This is a genomic window from Streptomyces sp. NPDC030840, assembly GCF_055572015.1.
In genome coordinates, this window is the sequence record NZ_JBVIEE010000022.1 from 13871 (window position 1) to 29972 (window position 16102).

21 protein-coding genes and 2 pseudogenes are annotated in these 16102 nt (G+C 70.7%); 14 read left to right on the plus strand and 9 right to left on the minus strand.

The window, feature by feature from the left end; all coding sequences use genetic code 11:
- The first annotated feature begins 24 nt into the window (after nucleotides 1–24).
- From ACZ49J_RS34595 to ACZ49J_RS34625, 7 genes are all read left to right on the plus strand, one after another.
- A complete protein-coding gene (locus ACZ49J_RS34595) occupies nucleotides 25–207 on the plus strand; it encodes a hypothetical protein (RefSeq protein WP_467454496.1) in 183 nt (60 codons plus the stop codon).
- Complete coding sequence (locus ACZ49J_RS34600) at nucleotides 204–1151, plus strand: SDR family NAD(P)-dependent oxidoreductase (protein WP_467454497.1); 948 nt, start codon at nucleotides 204–206, stop codon at nucleotides 1149–1151. The genes ACZ49J_RS34595 and ACZ49J_RS34600 overlap by 4 nt, the downstream gene beginning before the upstream one ends.
- The gene (locus tag ACZ49J_RS34605; protein ID WP_391316022.1) at nucleotides 1148–1270 is read left to right on the plus strand and encodes a hypothetical protein; all 123 of its coding nucleotides are present in this window, start codon (nucleotides 1148–1150) and stop codon (nucleotides 1268–1270) included. Before ACZ49J_RS34600 ends, ACZ49J_RS34605 begins: the two co-directional genes overlap by 4 nt.
- A gap of 68 nt (nucleotides 1271–1338) precedes the next feature.
- Nucleotides 1339–2142, plus strand: coding sequence for a dienelactone hydrolase family protein (locus ACZ49J_RS34610; RefSeq protein ID WP_123994134.1), 804 nt, complete (start codon nucleotides 1339–1341; stop codon nucleotides 2140–2142).
- A 50-nt stretch (nucleotides 2143–2192) separates the two neighbouring features.
- Complete coding sequence (locus ACZ49J_RS34615) at nucleotides 2193–2366, plus strand: hypothetical protein (RefSeq protein ID WP_467454499.1); 174 nt, start codon at nucleotides 2193–2195, stop codon at nucleotides 2364–2366.
- Between the two features lie 93 nt (nucleotides 2367–2459).
- Nucleotides 2460–3584, plus strand: coding sequence for a zinc-binding dehydrogenase (locus ACZ49J_RS34620; RefSeq protein ID WP_467454500.1), 1125 nt, complete (start codon nucleotides 2460–2462; stop codon nucleotides 3582–3584).
- Nucleotides 3585–3661: 77 nt separating this feature from the next.
- On the plus strand, nucleotides 3662–4900 hold the full coding sequence (locus ACZ49J_RS34625; RefSeq protein WP_467454502.1) for an acyl-CoA dehydrogenase family protein: 1239 nt from the start codon (nucleotides 3662–3664) through the stop codon (nucleotides 4898–4900).
- A gap of 42 nt (nucleotides 4901–4942) precedes the next feature.
- On the opposite strand, the gene ACZ49J_RS34630 is transcribed toward ACZ49J_RS34625, so the two are convergent.
- Entirely contained in the window at nucleotides 4943–5113 is a 171-nt protein-coding gene (locus ACZ49J_RS34630; protein WP_467454504.1) for a hypothetical protein, read from the minus strand.
- A gap of 217 nt (nucleotides 5114–5330) precedes the next feature.
- Between ACZ49J_RS34630 and ACZ49J_RS34635 the strand changes: the two genes are divergently transcribed.
- The 4 genes and pseudogenes from ACZ49J_RS34635 to ACZ49J_RS34650 all read left to right on the plus strand — a co-directional run.
- Entirely contained in the window at nucleotides 5331–6611 is a 1281-nt protein-coding gene (locus ACZ49J_RS34635; protein WP_468351426.1) for an MFS transporter, read from the plus strand.
- Between the two features lie 116 nt (nucleotides 6612–6727).
- Nucleotides 6728–7681, plus strand: a complete 954-nt coding sequence (locus ACZ49J_RS34640) for an ABC transporter permease (protein WP_467454506.1) — start codon at nucleotides 6728–6730, stop codon at nucleotides 7679–7681.
- A gap of 322 nt (nucleotides 7682–8003) precedes the next feature.
- The gene (locus tag ACZ49J_RS34645) at nucleotides 8004–8162 is read left to right on the plus strand and encodes an ABC transporter permease subunit (RefSeq protein WP_467454507.1); all 159 of its coding nucleotides are present in this window, start codon (nucleotides 8004–8006) and stop codon (nucleotides 8160–8162) included.
- 15 nt (nucleotides 8163–8177) lie between these two features.
- A pseudogene (locus tag ACZ49J_RS34650) lies at nucleotides 8178–8543 on the plus strand (ABC transporter permease subunit); the annotation flags it as partial.
- 212 nt (nucleotides 8544–8755) lie between these two features.
- Here the strand turns inward: ACZ49J_RS34650 and ACZ49J_RS34655 are convergent.
- Nucleotides 8756–9040 (minus strand): annotated as a pseudogene (locus ACZ49J_RS34655) (flavin reductase family protein); the annotation flags it as partial.
- A gap of 344 nt (nucleotides 9041–9384) precedes the next feature.
- On the opposite strand from ACZ49J_RS34655, the gene ACZ49J_RS34660 reads away from it, so the two are divergent.
- The 3 genes from ACZ49J_RS34660 (at nucleotide 9385) to ACZ49J_RS34670 (ending at nucleotide 10249) form a co-directional block, all read left to right on the plus strand.
- On the plus strand, nucleotides 9385–9780 hold the full coding sequence (locus tag ACZ49J_RS34660; RefSeq protein WP_467454646.1) for a TetR-like C-terminal domain-containing protein: 396 nt from the start codon (nucleotides 9385–9387) through the stop codon (nucleotides 9778–9780).
- Nucleotides 9759–9887 (plus strand): hypothetical protein, encoded by a 129-nt coding sequence (locus tag ACZ49J_RS34665; RefSeq protein ID WP_467454508.1) that lies wholly within the window; start codon nucleotides 9759–9761, stop codon nucleotides 9885–9887. The genes ACZ49J_RS34660 and ACZ49J_RS34665 overlap by 22 nt, the downstream gene beginning before the upstream one ends.
- Before the next feature lie 191 nt (nucleotides 9888–10078).
- A complete protein-coding gene (locus tag ACZ49J_RS34670; RefSeq protein ID WP_467454509.1) occupies nucleotides 10079–10249 on the plus strand; it encodes a hypothetical protein in 171 nt (56 codons plus the stop codon).
- Nucleotides 10250–10442: 193 nt separating this feature from the next.
- Here the strand turns inward: ACZ49J_RS34670 and ACZ49J_RS34675 are convergent, their stop codons facing one another.
- The 7 genes from ACZ49J_RS34675 to ACZ49J_RS34705 all read right to left on the minus strand — a co-directional run bounded on the left by ACZ49J_RS34675 (nucleotide 10443) and on the right by ACZ49J_RS34705 (nucleotide 16071).
- Nucleotides 10443–10802, minus strand: a complete 360-nt coding sequence (locus ACZ49J_RS34675; RefSeq protein WP_467454510.1) for a VOC family protein — start codon at nucleotides 10800–10802, stop codon at nucleotides 10443–10445.
- A 32-nt stretch (nucleotides 10803–10834) separates the two neighbouring features.
- Nucleotides 10835–12193 carry an acyl-CoA dehydrogenase family protein gene (locus tag ACZ49J_RS34680; RefSeq protein ID WP_467454511.1) on the minus strand — a complete coding sequence of 453 codons (1359 nt, stop codon included), beginning with the start codon at nucleotides 12191–12193 and terminating at the stop codon, nucleotides 10835–10837.
- A 42-nt stretch (nucleotides 12194–12235) separates the two neighbouring features.
- A complete protein-coding gene (locus ACZ49J_RS34685; RefSeq protein ID WP_467454512.1) occupies nucleotides 12236–13393 on the minus strand; it encodes a zinc-binding dehydrogenase in 1158 nt (385 codons plus the stop codon).
- A 75-nt stretch (nucleotides 13394–13468) separates the two neighbouring features.
- Complete coding sequence (locus ACZ49J_RS34690) at nucleotides 13469–14017, minus strand: SDR family oxidoreductase (protein WP_467454513.1); 549 nt, start codon at nucleotides 14015–14017, stop codon at nucleotides 13469–13471.
- Between the two features lie 103 nt (nucleotides 14018–14120).
- Entirely contained in the window at nucleotides 14121–14678 is a 558-nt protein-coding gene (locus ACZ49J_RS34695) for a flavin reductase family protein (RefSeq protein ID WP_467454514.1), read from the minus strand.
- Nucleotides 14678–15232 (minus strand): DUF1697 domain-containing protein, encoded by a 555-nt coding sequence (locus ACZ49J_RS34700; protein ID WP_467454515.1) that lies wholly within the window; start codon nucleotides 15230–15232, stop codon nucleotides 14678–14680. The genes ACZ49J_RS34695 and ACZ49J_RS34700 overlap by 1 nt, the downstream gene beginning before the upstream one ends.
- Entirely contained in the window at nucleotides 15229–16071 is an 843-nt protein-coding gene (locus tag ACZ49J_RS34705; RefSeq protein ID WP_467454516.1) for a class I SAM-dependent methyltransferase, read from the minus strand. The genes ACZ49J_RS34700 and ACZ49J_RS34705 overlap by 4 nt, the downstream gene beginning before the upstream one ends.
- Nucleotides 16072–16102 lie beyond the last annotated feature (31 nt).

The following is a 16102-nucleotide window of genomic DNA, read 5'->3' on the forward strand; positions in this document are numbered from 1 at the left end:
TCACCTTCGATAGGAGTGACCGACATGACCATCGAACGCAAGCCGCCGAGCGGCCCGCGCCGCACGGCACAGGAGGCCTGGGAGGCCAACGCCCTGCCCATGCCCGCCCACCCCCGCGTCGCCGTGGAGGTCAGCCGGGAGTCCGCCCTCGAGCCGGCCGCGGCCGTGCAGCGGGTCCTGGCCGCCGTGCCGGAGGGTGCGGAGTGAGCGGGGAACAGCCCACCCTGCGCTTCGACGACCGCGTCGTCGTCGTCACCGGCGCCGGCGGCAACCCGGGCCTGGGACGCTCCTACGCCCAACTGCTCGCGCGGCGGGGCGCCCGGGTCGTCGTCAACGACCTGGGCGTGGGCCCGGACGGCCGCGGCACGTACGCCGCGAGCGCCGAGACCATCGCCGCCGAGATCCGCGCCGAGGGCGGCGAGGCGATCGCCGACACCCACTCGGTGGCGACCGAGGACGGCGCGAAGGGCGTGGTGGGCACCGCCCTGAACGCCTGGGGGCGGGTGGACGTGCTGATCAACAACGCCGGCGTGTTCCGGGTCGGGGAGTTCGACCGCCTCCCCTCCGACGCCATCTCCGCGCTCGTCGACGTGCACCTCATGGGCACCATCTGGATGTGCCGGGCGGTGTGGACGCACATGCGCGAGGCCGGCTACGGGCGCATCGTGAACACCACCTCCGGGGCCATGACCGGGGCGGGCTACTCCTCGGTGTACGGCGCCGCCAAGGCCGGCGTGTGGAGCCTGACTCGCACCCTGGCCCTGGAGGGGCACCGACACGGCATCGTCGTCAACGCCCTGGCCCCCGGCGCCGCCACCGGCTCCGTCCGGGTCGCTCCCGGCCACCCCGCGCCGCCGGAGACCGGCCACCCCGCGCCGCCGGAGATCGGCACCCCCGAGATGGTTGCCCCGGCAGCGGCCTACCTCGCCCACGAGTCCTGCCCCTGCTCGGGCGCCGGCATCCACTCGGAGTCCGGCCGGGTCTGGGAGAGCTACTTCGCCCAGACCGAGGGCTGGGGCAACCCCGGCATGACGGTCGAGGACCTGGCGGCCCACTGGCATCGGGTGGTCGACCGCAAGCAGTCCCGCGACTACGGCGACCCCGTCCGGGACGGCTTCTGGCCCGGTGGGCCCCCCGAGGACTCCCGATGACCGGCCGCGTGCCGCCCGCGCATCCGCTGACCGACGGGCCCGGCACGGTCCGCGAGGCGGCCTTCACGGTGCTGCGCCGGCTGGGCATGGCCGTGGTCGACGGCCGCCGCCCGGCCTGAGCCCCCACCCGCCCCGACCCCCGCACACCGCACGAATCACCCAGCACGAAGCACGAAGGAGGACAGCGTTGTCCCGATACGACGCCACGCTGGCCGAGACCATCACCCTCACCAGCCAGGACGGCGAACCCATCGAGGCCTACGTGGCTCGCCCGCTCACCGACCGACCGCTCGGCGGCGTGGTGGTGCTCCACCACGAGCCCGGCTACGACGAGGCCAGCAAGGAATACACCCGCCGGCTCGCCGTCTATGGCTTCAACGCCATCTGCCCCCACCTCCACCACCGCGAGAACCCGTGGGGTGATCCCGACGACGCCGCCGCCGAGATGCGCCGCCTGGGGGGCGCCCCGGACGACCGGGTCGCCACCGACGCGGCCGGCGCCGCCGCGTACCTGCGCGCCATGTCCAACGCCAACGGCCGGGTGGGGCTGATCGGCTTCTGCTCGGGCGCCCGGCAGGCCTACTACATCGGCTGCACCTCCACCTGGGCGGACGCCATCGTCAACGGCGGAGGCGGCGTGATCGTGGACAAGCCGGACAAGCCCCCGGCCCTTCCCGGCCCCCCGCCGCCCGGCGCCTCGCCCATGCTCGTCGAGCCCATCGCCCACCTCACCCCCGGCCTGTCGGCCCCGCTGCTGGGCCTGTTCGGCTCCGAGGACCTGGTCCCCTCGCCCTCGGAGGTCGCCGCCCAGGAGAAGGTGCTGCGGGACGCCGGCAAGGACTTCGACTACCACCTCTTCGACGGCGCGGATCACGACTTCTTCGACTGGTCCAGCGGCGGCTACACCCCCCAGGCGGCCGTCGAGGGATGGCGCCTGGTGCGCGAGTTCTTCACCCACCACCTGGCGACCCCGGCCGAGCCCGCCGACTGAGCGGCGACCGCACGGGACCCGACCAGCACAGGACAGGAAGGTGAAGTGCCGTGTGCGCGTACATCACCGAACAGCTTGAGGTCAACGCCGTCGGCAAGGGGGCGGCCGGCTGGTTCCGCCACGACGCCTTCTTCGAAACGGACAACCCCCGCTACCGCAGGGCCGCGGCGGTCGACGGCTGGCAGGAGATCTGGGATTTCTTCGGCCGGCACCTAGCATCTTGACGCCTTGACCTGCTGACCTCCTGACTCCCACCCACGAAAGGGAGAGCGATCGCGTGACATTCAAGGCCGTGCTGTGGAACGAGTCGGGCGCGCGTGACAGAGTTGGAGCCCCTGCCGCTCCGCCCCCGCGACGCCCTGGTCCGGGTCGAAGCCTGCAACGTGGGCAGCGCCGAGGCCACCGCGCTCCTGTTCATGCCCGGATCGCCGCCCCCGGAGAAGGGCCCACCCCCGGGGGACGGCCCGCCCCCGGCGGCCCCTCCTCCCCTGCCGCCGCACATCCTCGGGGACGCCGCCGTCGGCGTCGTGGAGGAGACCGGCCCGGCGGCGCAGGGCGTGAAGGTCGGCGACCGGGTGCTGATGGTCGGCACCGCGCACTGCGGCACCTGCCACTTCTGCCAGCGCGGCCGGTTCGACCAGTGCGCCCGGATGGTGCAGTTCGGCCCCGCCACCGCCCGCACCCGGGACGGCGCCGAGGTGCACCCCCTCGGCTACCTCGGCGGCTTCGCCGAGCTGGCCGCGGTGCCCGACATCCAGCTCGTCCCGGTGACCACCGACCTGCCCGCCGACCAGCTGGCGTTGATCCCCAACCCGGTATGCACCGGGGTGGGCGCCGCGCTGCGCACCGCCCCGGTCGAGCCCGGCAGCGTCGTCGCCGTGGTGGGCTGCGGGCCAGTCGGCCTGTCCTACGTGCAGGCGGCGCGGCTGGCCCTGGCCGCGCAGATCATCGCGATCGACCCGCTGCCCCACCGGCGCGAGGCCGCCCTGCGCCTCGGCGCCACCACGGCCCTCAACCCCACCGAGGTCGACCCGGTCGAGGCCGTCATGGACCTCTCGGGGGACGTCGGGGGCATCAACCAGGGGCGTGGCGCCGACTTCGTCTTCGAGGCGGCGCGCGAGGCGCGGGCCGTCGAGCAGGCATGGGCCATGACCCGCTCGGCCGGGCACCTGACGCTGGCCGGGCTGAGCGAGGACCCCGGCGCCACCGTCACGTTCCCCATGATGGAGTTCTCCAACCACGGCAAGACGGTGCACAGCTGCCAGCAGGGCTCGCTGCGGATGCGCCGCGACCTGCCCTGGATGGTGCGGCTCGCCGAGCAGGGGCAGCTCGACCTCAAGGCGATGGCCGAGCGCAGCTACGGCCTCGACGAGGTCGTGCAGGCCATGCGGGACGTCGGCGACTGCTCCGTGCTCGGCGCCAGCGTGGTCCCCGCCGGCTGAGCTCCCCTGCCCTGCCCTACCCACCCACCCACCTCACCAGACTTGCCCTGAGAAACAACGACGAGGAGAGCCACACGATGACTGAGGAGACGGCGGCGGTGCTGATCGAACGCGCCCAGAAGCTGCGGAACCTGATCCGGGACCAGGCCGAGGAGGCCGAGCGGCTCGGCCACTACACGCCGGCGGTGCACGAGGCGTTCCAGGAGGCCGGCTTCTACCGGCTGCTGACCCCGCGCCGCTACGGCGGCCTGGAGGTGGACGTGCGCACCTTCGCCCAGGTCATCATGGAGGTCGGGCGCGGCGACCCGGGCACCGCCTGGTGCCTGTGCCTGGGACAGGGCCACGCGCTCAGCGTCGCCGCGCACTGGCCGGAGCGGGCGCAGGAGGAGGTGTTCACCAACGAACACGGCTACTTCCGCGCCTCCCACGCGTTCAACCCCGCCGGCACCGCCACGCGGGTCGAGGGCGGCTGGCTGGTGAACGCCCGGTCCCGCTACCAGTCCGGCGTGCCGTACGCCTCCCACGCCACCGTGTCCGTGCTGGCCGGCGAGGAGGGCGCGCCGCCGCCCGTTCCCGGCGAGCCGGTCGCGGGCGCCCGCCTCATGCAGATCCTCATCCCCGCCGGGCAGTTCACCATCGCGGACGACTGGGGCGGGGAGCGCGTCCTCGGCATGCGGGCGAGCGGCTCGAACAGCGTCATCGTCGAGCAGCAGGTGGTGCCCGAGCACTACGGCATCGTCATGGACCCCGACGAGATCAACTCCACCACCTCGCCCGGGGTGCGGCTGCACGGCAACCCGATGTACCTCGGGGCGCTCACGGGCGGCTTCTTCGTCCTGGAGCTGGTCGTCAGCGTCGTCGGCGCCGCCCGCGCCGCCCTCGACGAGTTCGAGCACCTGGCCCGGACCCGGAACACCACCGTCCCCGGCGGCGGCCCGCGCTTCAAGGACCCCCTGTACCAGCGCGACTTCGGGGAGGCGAGGCTGAAGGCCAACGCCGCCGAGGCCATCGTCTGCCACACCGCCGACCTCATGACCGAGTGGAGCCGCGAGTCCGTCGAGGGGCGGCGCACGATCACCGCGGAGATGGGCTCCGGGCTCGGCGCCACGCTCATGCAGGCCGGGCACCTGGCCGCCGAGGCCGTGGACACCCTGTTCAACTCCGCCGGCACCTCGGCGTCCGGGCAGGGCCAGCGCATGCAGCGCTACCTGCGCGACGTAGCCATGTGGCGGACCCACATCGGCGCGCAGTACCACACGTTCGCCCGGCAGTACGGGGCGCACAGCTTCGGGGAGGCGCATGATTGGTCGTTCTGAGGGCCCCGCTCCCCCTCAGCCGCGACCGTCAACCGGCGACGGTCAGCCGGCGACCGTGGCGAGCCGGTCGCCGATGGCCGTGGCCGTGGCCACGACCTTCGCGACGATCTCCGCCTCGGCCGCCGGCCCGACCCGCTCGGCGAGCGCCGCCACGCCCAGCGCCGCCACGACCTCGCCGCTCCCATCGCGCACCGGCGCCGTGACGCCGGTCACCCCAGGGTCCCGCAGAACGGCGGACCGCGGACCGGACGACGTCTACTTGGCCCACGACTGCCACAGAGGAAGGTCAACGATGCCCCACCCTCACCCAACACCCCAGCAAGCCCTTGCCAGTCCCGATCCCGCGGGCGGCTCCCTTCGTGAGTATTTCGCGTCGCTGCGGAGCTACCCCCGGGGGGCGTGGATGGCGATCTGCGCGGGTATCATCGCGATGATCCTGGGCCCCTCGGTGGTGAACAATCTCACCACGTACATGCTCGCTCCGGTATCCGAGGACTTCGGCTGGTCGCAGTCGCACACGGTGCTGCTCATGTCGTCCTTGCCGCTGTTCTCCTCGCCCTTCGTGCTCACTTTCGGTGGCTACCTGATCGACAAGGTAAGCATTCGGACCGTCGCCGTGTGGTCCTCGCTGATCTACGGGGTCGCGTTCTGCCTGATGGTGGTGGTGTCAGCGAACGCGCTCTTCGGCGTCCTCGCCCTCGTCGCCCTGGCGGGCAGCCAGGTCTGCGCCCAGGTGGTGGGCTTCAAGACCGTGTCGATATGGTTCCCCCGCCACCGCGGGGTAGGGTTCTCCCTGATCAGCGCGGTGGCGAGCCTGTCCAGCGCCGTCTACTCGCCGCTGTTCGAGTGGTCCACCAGCTCCTTCAGCTGGCGGTACACGTATCTCGTGCTGGGCCTGTGCGTGCTGGTGCTCTGCGTTCCGGCCCAGATCGTCCTGCTCTCCCAGCCGGACGCGACACCGCCGGCCCCCGGGGCCCGCCCGGTGCCGGACAGCGGACCAGTCATCGAGGCCTCGGCGCCGGCGGGCCCGCAGGAACACCGTAACGCCCCCGGCGTCCCGCTGGCCGCGGCGCTCCGGTCGCGTGCCTGGCTCCTCCTCATGCTGATCATCCTGGTCCCGACGGGGGTCACGATGTCCGTACGGACCCTCGGTGTCGATCTGTTCGGCGAGCGCGGGTACGGCAGCGGGACCGTGTCGCTCGCGCTGTCGGTCTTCTGGCTCGCGTCGTTCGCCGGCCAGAGCGTCGCCGGGCCCGTGATGGACCGGTCGAAGTCCGCTCGGGCGGCCTTCCCCTTCTTCGCGAGTGTCCTGCTCGGAATGCTGATCGTGACGACCACCCACGGCACCACCTGGCTGCTGTTCGTCGCCCTTGCCCTGCTGGGCGGGTTCCAGGGGGCCGAGTACACGATCGCGCCCTATCTGCTGGGCCGGTATTTCGGCGACCGGTCCTTCGCGCCGCTCCTGGGACTGACCCTCGGCATCACCGGCGTCGTCGCCTTCGGCACCATCCCCTTCCTCGTACAGGTGGCCGTGGAGCAGGCCGGCACGTACGACGGCGTGCTCCTGGTCATGCTCGTCGCCATCGTGATCGCCACGGCCGTGGCCTTCTTCATGCCTCGCTACCCGGAGCCTGAGACCGAGGCCGCGAAAGAACTCACAGCAGACCGGGACGTTCCTGCCCCGGACCCCGGCCGCGCCGACCATCCCTGAGATTGCTCCCCCCGGTCGCTCCGCCCGGTCGCTCCGCCCAGGTCCTAGGCCCCACGGCCGCGGGCGGGTTCTATCGATCCCCGCAACACCCTGGAGTTCAGGGAGTTGCGGGGGTCGTGGATTTTGCGGAGCTGAGGGCGAGGTTCTTCGGCTTGCTGGTCGCGGGCCCCCTGCTGTTCATCGTCTCGGCGCTGACGTTCGTCCTGACGTCGCTGGAACCGGCGAACGCCGCCGAGACGGTACTCGGCTCCAACGCGACGGCCGAGCAGGTGGCGGCTCTGGAGCGGCAGATGGGCCTGGACCAGCCGCTCTGGGCGCAGTACTGGCATTGGCTTGAAAACGCCGTGACGGGAAACCTCGGCACCTCGCTGGTCTCGTCGCAGTCGGTGGGCTCCGCGCTGTCCGCCCGGCTCCCGGTGACCCTGTCACTGGTGATCGGCGCGACGGTGCTCTCCGCCGTGCTCGGGATCGGCCTGGGCGCGGTGAGCGCACTGCGCGGCGGCGTGATCGGCCAGGCGATCGACGCCCTGGCAATGCTCAGCTTCGCCGTCCCGAGCTTCTGGCTGGGCCTCATCCTGGTGGATCTGCTCGCAGTCAAGGCGCATCTGCTGCCCGTGACAGGCTATGTGGACCCCTCCCAGTCGGTCACCAGCTGGCTGCGCTCCCTGGTACTGCCGGTCGTGACGCTCGCAGTGGCGGGGGTGACGGGAATCGCGAAGCAGACCCATGACTCCTTCCGCGAAGTGATGGGTCGTGACTTCATCACGGCCCTTCGCGCAGACGGCCTGCCCGAGCCGTGGATCGCGGTCCGCCACGGCCTGCGCAACGCGGCGATTCCGATCGCCACGCTGGTCGGGGTTTTCTTCATCAGCATGCTCGGCGGCTCGGTGGTCGTCGAGGCGGTCTTCGCGCTGCCAGGGCTGGAGAGCCTCGCGGTCTCCTCCGCGCAAAGCGGAGACATGACGACGCTGCAGGGCGTCGTGGTGGTGTTCTGCATCATCGTCGTCGTGGTGAACCTGCTGGTCGACGTGTGCTACGGGCTGCTCAATCCGAAGGGACTTCCGACATGACCGCCACCGGTCTGGAATCGAACGGGTCCCCTTCCGCGCTGCCCGCGGTCGGGGACGGCGTCACGCGGTCGCGAGGAACGATCCGCAATATCGCGGCGGGAGTCGTACGCAGACCCACCGCGCTCACGGCGCTGATCGTACTGGCGATCATCATCGTGGCATCGCGGCAGGGATCATCACGCCGTACCAGCCGAACCAGCAGGACCTGTCGGCGAGTCTGCAGGGGCCGAGCCTCGCGCACTGGCTGGGCACCGACGACCTCGGCCGCGACACCTTCAGCCGCCTGCTGTACGGCGGACACATCACGCTCTTCTACGCGGCGGTGGTCACGGCCGTGGCCCTGGTCGTGGGTGTGGCTGCGGGATTGCTCTCGGGCTATCTGGGCGGCTGGACCGACCGGTCGGTGATGCTGCTCGCCGACATCGGAATGTCGATTCCGGTGCTGGTGGTCGTGATCGTCATGCTCTCGGTGTTCCGGTAGGGCTTCGTGGTGGCCATGGCGGCGCTCGGACTGCTCATGGTTCCATCGATCGTCCGCAGCGTCCGTGCCCCGGTCCTCGCCCTGCGGGGAGAGCTCTTCGTCGACGCCGCCCGGATATCCGGCCTGTCCGCGCCCCGGATCATGCTCCGGCACATCCTGCCGCGGGTGGCCGGCCCGGTACTGGTGCAGGCGACGCTGGTGTCGACGGTGGCCCTGCAGCTCACCGTGGGCCTGGCCTATCTGGGCTTCGGCCCGCAGCCGCCGAATCCGACCTGGGGCTCGGTGATCGCCTCGGGTGCGCAGGTGCTGTCGTCGAACGGATGGCTGCTGCTGTCCTCGGGCGGAGTCGTGGCCCTGGTCACGGCCTGCCTGGATTTCGTCGGCGACGCGATCCGCGACACGGCCGTGCAAGCGTGGACGGGCGATGTCACCGCGGGGCGGCGGCGCGCGCGGCGGGCCGCCCCGGATACGCGGGGCATCGCTTCGGCCGCACGGGCGACGGTGACCGTGCCCGAGTCGGAATCCCGTGCCGCCACGGCGCTACTGGAGGTGGCCTGCCACCGCACGCCAGCGAACCGGTCCCCGTTCTTGCTGGACAGCTTGCGGCACACCTCGTGCTGGTCCTCTGCCAGCACGCTCAGGCCCAGCCGCGGCCGGTCCCGCAACTTCGGCCACGTGGACGACGAGTCCTGCATGCACACCGAGACCAGCGGCGGCGCCATGGACACAGAGGTGAACGAGCTGACGGCCATGCCGACCGGCTCGCCGTCCACCAGGCTGGCGACCGCGGTCACGCCGCCGGGAAAACAGCCGAACGCCTGGCGCAGCCGCTGCGCATCCAACTCTTCTCGCTCGATGGCGATCGTGGTGGTGGTCATCGTCGACTCCTGGTAAGTACAGCTCGGCTTCCCGCTCCGGGGTAAGGCGGGTCCGTCTGCCGGTCTGCGAGGCGACGTTGCTGGGCATCGGCTTCTCTCCGAATGGGAATAGTTTCGTTTCAAAACTAGGCCGCCCCCCGCGCATTGCAACGCCCCGGTCCCCGCGACGGACTCTCGGGGTCCTCGCAACACCTGATGGCCTACGTGGTCGTCAGTAGATCACGCATACGCCGTGGCCGGTTCACCCCGACCGCCCGGGCAGCACCCGAGATGCTGCCGTTCTCCCGGTCCAGCGCCCGGTCGTCCTCCAACTGCTGCGGGAGGTCGGCTACGAGGCGCTGACCCTGCAGGCGGTCGCCAGCCGCGGCCGGTGCAGTACGGCCTCGCTCTACCGGCAGTGGCAGGGCAAGCCCAAGCTGGTCGTCGCCGCGCTCCAGCACCAGCGGATCCAGCCGGTCCCGGCGGAGCTGGACGCCCACACGGGCTCGCTGCGCGAGGCCCTGCGCGAGATGGTCCGCCGCGTCCGCCGTGCGGCGCCACCGGAGCACCAGCTCGTGTCCGGGCTGTCCCACGCCTCCCTCGGAGACCCCGAGCTGGCCACGGCAATGCGCGAGCGGTTCACCAAGCCCGCCGCGGAGATCCTGAAGCGGATCGTGGACCGGGCCGCCGCCCGCGGCGAGATCTCCCGGACAACCCGGTCCGCGAGTTCTGCCACATCATGCTGGTCGCGCTCGGCCTGACCCGCCCGATGCTGGACGGTGAGGAGGCCGACGAGGCTTACATGCTGCGCCTGGTGGACGCCGTGCTGCTCCCTTCCCTCAGGCATCCCGCACCCGCGGAGTCCTGACGTGGAAACGGCGAGCCGCACGGCGTCAGACCCCCGGCCCGCCCGCGCCTGATCGCCGCGGTCCGTCGGCCCGGTGGGGGAGGCGTCACGGTCCCCCGGCGCCGGTCCTCTGTGGGCTGTGCCCCGCGGCGCTCCGGGCTGCCGTCATTCGCTTCGGCGACACCGCCGAGCCGCCGAAAAGCCAGGACATCGTGATCGACGCCTACCAGCACGCGCTGACCCCGGTGTTCGGCTATCTGGTGCCCCTCTTCGTGGCCGCGTTGATCCTCGCCTTGTGGCTGCCGGAGAAGAAGCTCGCCGAGACGCACGATCACGGGGAAGCCGAGACCACGCCGCCCGAGCGCGTGATGCAGAAGTCCTGACAGCCGGGACCCATGTCCCCGGGGCACGACAACCCGTCCATCGAAACGGTTGAATTCGAGCGGCGGCGCCCTACGGTAATCGAAATAGATAGGTTTCGTTTCTGTGATACCGCGGCTGCTCCCGGGCCGAGAACGACCACCTCACAGAGCCAGTGCGCACAATCAGCGACCACATGCGTTTTCCCTCCGCCGGTTAGTGGCGCTCGACGAGGCCGATGACGTGGCCTTCGGGGTCTTCGAGCAGGGCGAGCGTCGGTCCTGTGCCCATCCGCGCGGGCGGTCGGACCGTGCGACCGCCGAGGCGCTCGATCTGCTCGAGCACCCCCGCCGGGTCGTCAACCTCCACGTAGAAGGTCAGGTGACCGGCCCGGTCTTGCGGCGCGGGACCGGCTCCGACATGCAGGATGCCGCGGTCGGCGTCCGGGTCGGCGAGGACGTGGTACGCACCGTCGACCACGTCCTGCACCTCCCAGCCGAATGCCGCCGTGTAGAAGCGCTGCAGTGCGTCGACGTCTTTGGCGAGGATCTCGCCGTGAGTTACTGGGTTGGACATCCTTGCCCTCCGGTGGAGTGGCTTGGATCGGATCAGAGGAAGAACGGCTGCGGGTCGCCGAGGCTGCCGGCGCCGGATCGCCGCACGAACGGGTCGTACTGCGCGCCGATGTGAGTGCGGTACATCCAGACGTCGCGAAGGTAGCGCTGCATGCGCTGGCCGCGCCCGGATGCGGAGGTGCCCGCGGAGGCGAAAAGGATGTCCACGGCCTCGGCAGCCAGGTGGCCGGCCTGCATGAGCATGCAGCCGAGTTCGATGTCCGTGTCGGGCGTGAAGGTTATGGTGCCCGCGATGGCCTCGCTGCTCAGCTCGGTGATCGTGTCGGCGACGTAGCATGCGATCGCAGTTGCCGCATCCGTCTTCGTCTTGGCGGCGCCGAAGTCGCGCTGGTAGAACGGGTCCTTGTTGCGCAGGCCGCCGCCCTGGTATGCGGTGGTTTTGGTGCGGGCGAGCCTCTCGTACTCGTCGAGGGCGGCGCGGGCTGCGCCGATCACGCTGACCACGAGCTCCAGTTGGAAGAACGAGCCGGTCGCCGCGCCCAGGTACATCGGGTTGCCGTGCAGCTTCACGCCGTGCGAGGTCGTCGAGGCCAAGAGGTCCGGGGACATGGTGATCGCGTAGTGCTCGGGCACGATCTGGTTCTCCACGGTGATGCTGTTGGAGCCGCTCGCGCGCATCCCCAGCACCGCGTCGGCGCCCCAGTTCTCGACGATCGTGAACTGGTCCTTGGGAATCAGCACCTGGAGCATCTGGGAGGGCGGAACGTCGCCGTGAGGCATCGGCGGCGCATCGGCGGGAGCACCCGGTGGGGGCCCGGGAGGCGCGCCGACCGGAGCACCCGGCGGAGGACCGGGAGGCGCGCCGGGCGGTGCGCCGGCGGGTCCGCCGTCCTCGTCGACGAGCACGACGGAGACCGTGGCGTGCGTGGCGTACGGAACCCCGGACTGGTAGCGGGAGTTCGCGTTGATCAGCAGCCCGCCGGGCACGCGCTTGGCGGTGCCCGCGGGGTTGAACGCGTGGGAGGCGCGGAAGTAGCCGCTCGCGTTGTTGAACACCTCGTCCTGGGCCTTCTCCGGCCACAGCGCGGCGGTGGTCAGAGCGTGCCCCTGCCCCAGGCACAGGCACCAGGCGGTGCCTGGATCACCGCGGCCGACTTCCATTACGATCTTGGCGAAGGTGCGAAGGTCCACCTCGAGGCCGCCGTAGCGGCGCGGGGTGAGCAGCTGGTAGAAGCCCGCCTCCAGGAAGGCCTTGTGCACATCCTGGTTGTAGTGGCCAAGGCCCTCGGCCTCCTCGGCCTGGTCGCGTATCAGTTCCCGAAGCTGGGCGGCGTGCGCGACCAGCTCGGCCGGCGAACGCTCGATCGAGCGGGTCGGCGTCTGCGCTGTCATGGTGTTGATCTCCTTAATGCCGGTCAGGGTGCGGTGCGACGCTCACAGCCGCGGATCGACGGTCGCGCCGAGGACGTTGCACTCGGCGACGTCGCGGAGGGCCTCGCCGACTGCCTTAAGGGGGTAGGTGCGTTCGGCCAGCGAGGCCAGGTCGAGCTGTCCGCGCTCGGCGAGCCTGACCATCCACGGCAGGTCGCGGCGCATCAGCAGCGAGCCCATCTGGCAGCTGTGGATCGTCTTGCCGAAGTTCGAGAACTGCACCATCGGGAAACTGACCCTGGCTCCGGGCCTCGGATCGAGCCCGGCCAGCGTCAGATCGCCCGCCGACCGGGTCATGGCCCAGGCCTGCTCGGTCGCCGACGCATCGTTCGCCGCGTCGAAGACGTAGTCGGCGCCACGGCCCTGATTCACCCCGCCGGCATCCCCGGACAGCTCGCACACGGCCTCGACCGGATCCGTCTCGGCGGGGTCGATGACGGTGGTGGCGCCCATCCGCAGTGCCGCCTCCCGGCGGTGCGCCAGCGGCTCGATGGCGATGATCTGATCGGCCAGGGCCAGTCGCGCCGCCTGGATGTAGGACAGGCCGACCGGCCCGCAGCCGACGACGGCGACCACGCTGCCCGGCTCGATCCTGGCCGTGCGCAGCGCCGCGCCGACACCGGTGCACACCGGGTTGCCGATCAGCGACAACTGGTCTGCGGGCAGGTCTGTGCGCACGGGCACGAGCAGGTTGTCGAGCACGACGGCCCACTCGGCGAGGCTGCCGACGTAACCCAAGGGGTGCACGTCCACGCCGTTCGCGGTTCGAGCGGTGGCCGGGCCGAACAGGGCCATCTCGGCGCACTGGTCGTAGCGGCCCCGCTGGCAGAAGTGGCACACGCCGCAGTTGTTGTTGCCGGTCATCAGGACCCGGTCGCCCACCTTCACCCCCTCCGCGGAGGGGCCGACCTCCTCGACCACACCGACTGCGGAGTGGCCCAGGATGTGCAAGGGCAACGGCGGCAGAGCAAGGCCTGGGGGAAGGTCGGGCGGTAGGTCGGCGGGGGCGGAGGCGGGGCCGAGCAGGGCGCTCGCCTCCGAGCTGGCCACATTGGACGCTTCGATCCTGACGAGTACGTCACGCGGATGTCGCTCGAGAAGTTCGACTTCCTCCACACGAACGCCGTCCGCGTGGTCCCACACCGCTGCTGAGAACTTCACGAAAACTCCCTTGTTGCGAAGGTGGATCGGGTGACGTTCGCCCGCAGCGTTGGCGGACCGCGAGCGAACGTCACGTCATGCGCGGGCCGCTCCGGCCGACGGCGCCGGGGGCGGGCCGCCGACCCAGGTGGCCGCCTCAGCGGGATCGCCGATGTCGTGCGCGTGGGATCGATCGACGACCTGGCGCAGTGAGTCGTTGAGTTCCTCGATCGTCGGCGCGACCTTGGCGTACCCGGCGGTCTGGCGGTAGCAGGTCTCTGATACTCGACCGGGATCCGCCGTGATGTTCTTGCCCGAGAACGGGCAGACGCGGTGCGCGAGCAGGGCGGCGGTCGGCGCGATCAGATCCGGACTCATGTCCTGTGCGACCGGGCCGTCCATCGCCTCCTTGCCGGGGGCCTGAACGACGTCCCACGCGATCGTGGCCGCCAGCGGTGCCAGCGCGTTGGCTCTGATGCCGAACGGGTCACCCTCGATCGCCAGCGATCTGGTGAGGCCGTAGCTGCCCGCCTTCACAGCGCCGTAGACGGAGCCGTAGCCCGAGCCGAGCATCCCGGGCGACGTCGTGTTCACGATCCGCCCGTAGCCGGCGTCGCGCATGTGCGGCCACACCGCACGGCACATGTCATCAGCAGTCTTGCCCGGTATCTCCGGGCGCTTCCTGATTTGATCACTTCTACTCCCTGGTCGCGTCGTTGCGTTTGGGAAGAGTGGCCGTTCGGTGCGTTCAGGCGGATTGGTCGCCGGGGGCCAGTCGGCGGAATCGACTTGCGTGGAACACCAAGGGGGCACCGCCCGCGACAGTTCGCAGCCCTCTGATCTCCAGGAGGGCTATGGTGTGATCGCCCGCAGGCAGCTGGTTCCAGACACTGCAGCTGAACCAGCCGACCGCGTCGTCCAGGTACACTGCGCCGTCGTCGTCGGCGTGCCAGCTCACTCCGGCGAACCGGTCGGTTCCAGTCGAGGCGAGCTGCCGGACCTCGCGATGCTGCTGTTCGGCCAGCACACTGAGTCCGAGCCGTGCCCGCTCGCGCAGGATCGGCCAGGTCGTCGATGTGTTCTGCATACTCACCGACACCAGCGGCGGGTCGAGCGAGACGGTGGTGAACGAGCTGACCGCCATTCCGGCCGGCACGCCGTCCTGCGCCAGCGCGCAGAGCGCGATCACCCCGCTGGGGAAGCAGCCGAACGCGTCGCGCAGCCCGCGTGAATCCAACTGCTCGGAATTGGTCGGCGTCAACCAGTCATCGGGCGAGGCCAATGCACCCGTCGCGTACTCACGCATCACCGGCTCCGATTCTCCGCGCGCACCTCGCGCGCGAGGTCGAGCACGCCGGTCACCGTCGTCCAGTCACGAGCGGTCGCGGGCACCGGAAGGCCCATGATCCCGCCGATGAGCCGCGAACCGGCGAATCCGTCCGGGTACCAGCCGTACAGCTCGCGTCCGATCACCGCGACTCGCTCCCGCCCCGTGGCGAGCATGGCGAGCTGTTCGACTTCGGCCTGATCGAGCGTCGTCTCCAGGAAGGCGACGTTGTAGTGCTCGGCGTCGGCGGCGGCTTCGGGGAACGGATTGCGCGCCACCGCCTCGGAGAGCTCGTCGAGGCTGCGCACGATGACGTGGATGTCCCGGTCGAAGCGCTTCTGGAGGATCTCGCCGACGCGAGCGGCCAGAACGCCGGGCTCCCCATCGTCGAGCAGCACGACGTTTCCGCTGTCCAGGTACGTGTGCACAGCGGCGAAGCCCGCCTCGGCGAGCGCCTCGCGCAGCGCCGGCATGTCCAGCATGTCGCCTGGACCGTGTCCGACGCCGCGCAGGAACGCGATCTGAACGTTCACGCCGACCTCCCGGGCTCGTCCCCGGCAGCGGGCTTGCGACCGTCGACGATCGCCATCCCGCGGTGCTGCCACGCCGTCACGTCTGTCAGGCAGCGGGCCGCCGCGTCGCGCACATCATCGACGCTGACGGCGAGCCAAGCGGCCTTCTTCCACTGAAACGCCGAGTCCAGCGGCACCTCACGGGAGCCTGCGAAGGTGATGAAGAAGCTCAGCAGCATGTCCAGCCAGACATCCTGCTCGGCCAGCGCGAACGTCGCCGCGGTCGGGCCAGGATGGAACAGCAGGATCCTGCCGCCGGGGCGGACCAGGCGGCTGAGCGCCTCGAGTTCCGCGTCCGGGTCGAGCAGGTGCTCCCACTGGGAGGCGATGACGACGTCGAACGCCTCCGGCTCGTGCTTCGCGGCGATCTCGGTGTAGGGGTCGAAACGCCCCACGTGGTGGGCCTCGATCATCGGGACCATGTCGACGTATTCGGCGGTACCTCCGGGCTGCACCTCGGCGCTGATCAGGTCGACGAATCCGACGTGATCGAGGAATTCGCCGAGCACGAGCGCCCGATCACCGGCTTTCAGTGCCGCCTTGTCCAGCAGCACCCGCGTGAACTCCGACTGCCGCATCTGCATCCAGTTGGGCATGAACCGGTCGCCGAACGGCGGGCGGGAGCTGTAGAAGTCCTGACGCAGTTCCTCGGTGGAGAAGCACTGCTTCTCCGCGGCCTGCGCGGGCGGCGGCATCGGAACGGCGATCGCCGTCCAAGCCTGCTCAAGGGTCATCGGCGGCTTCGGCGCCGGCATCGGGGCTTCGGCTATGGGGGGCGCCGACGTCTGGGGCTTGGGCATGTTCTCGTTCTCCTTTTCTCCGGTAGCCGCG

What these genes read in the sequence shown, in the direction of transcription:
- ACZ49J_RS34680 (WP_467454511.1), bottom strand. Translation starts at nt 12,193, where the DNA reads ATGACAGCGCAGACGCCGACCCGCTCGATCGAGCGTTCGCCGGCCGAG.
- ACZ49J_RS34690 (WP_467454513.1), bottom strand. Translation starts at nt 14,017, where the DNA reads ATGTGCCGTGCGGTGTGGCCGCACATGCGCGACGCCGGCTACGGGCGG.
- ACZ49J_RS34595 (WP_467454496.1), top strand. Translation starts at nt 25, where the DNA reads ATGACCATCGAACGCAAGCCGCCGAGCGGCCCGCGCCGCACGGCACAG.
- ACZ49J_RS34695 (WP_467454514.1), bottom strand. Translation starts at nt 14,678, where the DNA reads ATGCGTGAGTACGCGACGGGTGCATTGGCCTCGCCCGATGACTGGTTG.
- ACZ49J_RS34625 (WP_467454502.1), top strand. Translation starts at nt 3,662, where the DNA reads ATGACTGAGGAGACGGCGGCGGTGCTGATCGAACGCGCCCAGAAGCTG.
- ACZ49J_RS34635 (WP_468351426.1), top strand. Translation starts at nt 5,331, where the DNA reads ATGATCCTGGGCCCCTCGGTGGTGAACAATCTCACCACGTACATGCTC.
- ACZ49J_RS34665 (WP_467454508.1), top strand. Translation starts at nt 9,759, where the DNA reads ATGCTGGTCGCGCTCGGCCTGACCCGCCCGATGCTGGACGGTGAGGAG.
- ACZ49J_RS34705 (WP_467454516.1), bottom strand. Translation starts at nt 16,071, where the DNA reads ATGCCCAAGCCCCAGACGTCGGCGCCCCCCATAGCCGAAGCCCCGATG.
- ACZ49J_RS34675 (WP_467454510.1), bottom strand. Translation starts at nt 10,802, where the DNA reads ATGTCCAACCCAGTAACTCACGGCGAGATCCTCGCCAAAGACGTCGAC.
- ACZ49J_RS34605 (WP_391316022.1), top strand. Translation starts at nt 1,148, where the DNA reads ATGACCGGCCGCGTGCCGCCCGCGCATCCGCTGACCGACGGGCCCGGC.